Below are 3805 nucleotides of genomic sequence, written 5' to 3' on the forward strand. Positions count from 1 at the left end.
TTCCTTCTGGATCAACTAAGTATTTTTGAAAATTCCATTTTACATTGGAGTTAGATACACCGTTTTGTTCTTTTTTAGTTAACCATTGATAGAGTGGGTGTTGCCCGCTTCCTTTTACTTCAATTTTCTCGGTAATAGGAAAGGTTACTCCGTAGTTTACTTCGCAAAAGTGTTCTATTTCTGAAGCATTTCCGGGTTCTTGTTTTCCAAACTGGTTACAGGGTACGCCAATAACTGTTAACTTATCTTTATAGGTGTCACTTAATCCTTGTAAGTCTTTGTATTGCGGCGTAAATCCGCATTTAGAAGCTACATTTACAAATAAAATGTGTTGTCCTTTGTATGCAGATAGGTCTAAAGGTTGGCCTGTTAAGTTGTTAATTTTTATATCGTATACCGTTTGCATGGTGTTTTATTTATTAATTGATGCTTTTGTTAATAAGGTTTAAAAGAAAGTTTTAATGATTTTACAGCTTTATATTTTAAAACTTACAATACCACAATCCATTTCAAAAATTTGTCCTGAAACTGAACTAGCTTTATCCGAGGTTAAAAAGGTGGCCATGTTTGCTACTTCTTCTGGACTAAGGAATTTTTTAAGGGGATGACGTTCTGTGATATTTTCTATCATTTTTTCGTTACGTAATAGCTTAGATGCTAATTCTGTATCGGTTACGGTAGGAGCAATAGCGTTAATGCGTATGGTTGGCGCTAATTCTGCACCTAGAGATTTTACTAAGCCTTCTACACCAGATTTTGCTGCTGCAACGCTAGCGTGATATGGCATACCTAGTTTAGAGGCTACTGTACTAAATAGTAGGATAGAAGGGTCATTTCCCTTTTTTAGAGGTTTTAAATACGTTTGTATGCTTTTTACTGCGCCTACTACATTTATTTCAAAATCGTTTCTAAAGTCTTCTAAACTTAAACGTGAAATTGGTTTTAAATTAATGCTGCCAGGGCAATAAATAATGGTATCTAAGGTCTCTATTTTAGGGAGTTCATCAGTTAATATATCACAAGTATAGTGTGTTAGGTTCTGATGTGTAATTGCGGGATTGGTTCTACTAATGTTAATAATGTTATTATCATTAACCAAGGCGTTAACAATAGCATTACCAATGCCTTTGCTTCCACCTACGACAAGTATATTCTTCATGTGTTTTAATATGTTAGAATAGGTAGAAGCTCAGCTAAAATAGCGTTATTCTACTATGATGTTGGGCGACCTTTTAGTCTTTTTTCTATTTTTTGTTTAATTACAGTAAGGCGTTTCATTACTTCCATAAGTTCTGGATCCTTACTTTCTTTATATATTTCATTCAAGCCTAGAATAAGTTCTTTTGCTTCTCTTGATGCTACAATTCGTTCGTTTGTACTTTTAAATGAGGTGCTTTTTTGCTCAAACTCTAGTGCTCTTTTTAATATGTTCATTGTCAGTTTTTTAAATAATTCTGTAATTCAGTTATTTTAGCTTGCGTTTTAAACAGGCCTCCATAATAAGAAGTTACAGTTGCAGAAGTGTCGTCTTTTACTCCACGCGACGATACACATAGATGTTTTGCATCTATAATTACAGCTACGTTTTCTGTATTAAGAATTGCTTTTAATTCGTTAGCTATTTGAGTTGTTAAACGTTCTTGTACTTGAGGCCTTTTTGCAAAATATTGTACAATACGGTTTAACTTTGATAGACCAATAACCTTGCCTGAAGAAATGTATGCCACGTGAGCTTTACCGATAATAGGAACAAAGTGATGTTCGCAGTTAGAATAAAAGGTGATATTTTTTTCTACAAGCATCTGATTATATTGATACTTATTGTCAAATAAAGCAATTTTTGGCATATTATTGGGGTTTAATCCAGAAAAAATTTCATCAACATACATTTTTGCGACTCGTTTTGGCGTTCCTTTTAACGAATCGTCTGTTAAATCTAACCCCAAAACATCCATTATTTGCCCGAATAACTCCGCAATTTTTTCTTTTTTCTGTTCATCGTCAAGCTTAAAAGCATCTGCTCTCATTGGGGTATCTATACCTGTGTACAGGTGATCGTCTCCAATATCTTCATGAGAAAACCCATTAAGGGTAATACCGTTAGTTTTGGTAAGTATTTCTAAATCAGTCTTTTTCATAGCAATATTTATCTTTTACTTATTTTGTTGTGGGTTATTTGTTTTTGTCTTGTGCATTTAAAACGACCAGCGTTTTCAAAATTACGTTTACTTTGGTGTTTTGTTTTTCTACCTTGTACTCTTGCGCGCCATAATTTAAAACTACTTTGTTTTAATTCGCGACGCATAATGTCTATAACTTCTTGTTCTTTAATATTAAACTGAAAAGTAATTGCATCAAAAGGCGTACGGTCTTCCCAAGCCATTTCTATAATACGATCGATGTCTTCTGTTGAAAATGTTTTGTCGTCTTTAGCTCTGGAAATTATATTGTGCATCAAATTTTACTTTTTCTTCTAATAGTTTATTAAAGAACACTTTGTTCTCTTTAAAGGTTTTATTATTTCTAAAATGAATAAATTTTCCCTGTGCATGTATACTAGAACCATTAACTTTATAAATTACTAATTGGTAGTAGGGAATTGCCCATGTATAGTTTTGTAAGCCTTTATTAATATGTATTAAAATGCCTTTTGGACGCAATTCTATGTTGGCATAATTAATATCTGCTATTTTATTAAGGTAATGGTCTAAGTTTGGGCTTACTTCGTCTATAATCATCCGTTTAGACCCAATACCTCTACGTTTTATACTTTCTATAAAACTAAAGGCTTTGCCAACTAAATCGTTTATTAGTTCTTTATTTTCTTTACTTGTATGTGTTGTGTTTAATATCAAATTAAAATATGGTTAACATCATTGTTATAAATCAAATTTACAAAATGTTTAATTATTTCAATATAAAGTTAAACAAAAATTAACATATTATTATTTTATGTGTCTATAAGTATTGCTTATTCTGTTCGTAGCATACGATTTCTATTACTAAGTGTGTGGCGTTTAAGTATGCGGTAAGCTTCTTTTTTTACTAAAGCATTGTCTTTTAAATTCCAAAGGATATCGCTTGCTTTTTTGCGAGATTGTTTTTCGTTAACTATAGGAGAGGGGTAATCTACACCTAATTGGAAACCAGTTAATTGTTGATCGAAGTACGACATGGTTTGCGGTTCGTGTATAAATGGAGGTGCTAAATTTTTTAATTCTGGAACCCATTTTTTTATAAATGTACCATTAGCATCATGTTCTATACTATTTTTTATGGGATTATAAATACGAAGCATATTAATACCTGTTTCTCCTGCTTGCATTTGTATTTGAGGATAGTGTATGCCAGGCTCAAAATCTAGAAATAAAGAGGCTAAGTGTTCGCTCATATCTTGCCAGGGTTGCCATAAGTTATGTGTAAATATAGAAACAACCATAGCTCTCATTCTAAAGTTAATATATCCTGTCTCTTTTAAGCATCGCATACAAGCATCTACTAAAGGGAATCCTGTTTGTCCGTTTTTCCAAGCATCTTGATGGGTTTTATTTACAGGTTTATTAAGATTATGGTATCCTTTATTTACACTATTAAATTCCATTTGGTGTTCCATTTCAAATTTCTGAATAAAATGTGCTTGCCACCTTAAACGCGAGATAAATGCATTTAAATGGCGTTTATGCTTGCTGTATTTTTTTAATTCTATTGCTTTATGAATAACTTGCCTTACCGATAAATTTCCCCAAGCAATGTATGGCGATAAACGACTGCATCCTGTTCGTGCTTCTATGGGTTTAGAAATATG

7 protein-coding genes are annotated in these 3805 nt (G+C 32.5%); all 7 read right to left on the bottom strand.

Annotation, left to right across the window (positions count from 1 at the left end; translation table 11 throughout):
- The coding region (locus ACVC2P_RS13760; RefSeq protein ID WP_452599030.1) for a glutathione peroxidase at positions 1-406 on the bottom strand (406 nt) is incomplete at its 3' end.
- A 69-nt stretch (positions 407-475) separates the two neighbouring features.
- A complete protein-coding gene (locus ACVC2P_RS13765; protein WP_452599031.1) occupies positions 476-1159 on the bottom strand; it encodes an SDR family NAD(P)-dependent oxidoreductase in 684 nt (227 codons plus the stop codon).
- Between the two features lie 53 nt (positions 1160-1212).
- A complete protein-coding gene (locus ACVC2P_RS13770; protein ID WP_452599032.1) occupies positions 1213-1434 on the bottom strand; it encodes a hypothetical protein in 222 nt (73 codons plus the stop codon).
- 2 nt (positions 1435-1436) lie between these two features.
- The gene (gene folE / locus ACVC2P_RS13775) at positions 1437-2138 is read right to left on the bottom strand and encodes a GTP cyclohydrolase I FolE (RefSeq protein WP_452599033.1); all 702 of its coding nucleotides are present in this window, start codon (positions 2136-2138) and stop codon (positions 1437-1439) included.
- Between the two features lie 8 nt (positions 2139-2146).
- Positions 2147-2455, bottom strand: coding sequence for a TIGR03643 family protein (locus ACVC2P_RS13780; protein ID WP_452599034.1), 309 nt, complete (start codon positions 2453-2455; stop codon positions 2147-2149).
- Complete coding sequence (locus tag ACVC2P_RS13785) at positions 2430-2855, bottom strand: hypothetical protein (RefSeq protein WP_452599035.1); 426 nt, start codon at positions 2853-2855, stop codon at positions 2430-2432. The genes ACVC2P_RS13780 and ACVC2P_RS13785 overlap by 26 nt, the downstream gene beginning before the upstream one ends.
- A gap of 116 nt (positions 2856-2971) precedes the next feature.
- Positions 2972-3805: FAD-binding domain-containing protein (locus ACVC2P_RS13790; protein ID WP_452599036.1), on the bottom strand; the 834-nt coding region annotated here is incomplete at its 5' end.

Source organism: Pontimicrobium sp. MEBiC01747 (assembly GCF_053601635.1).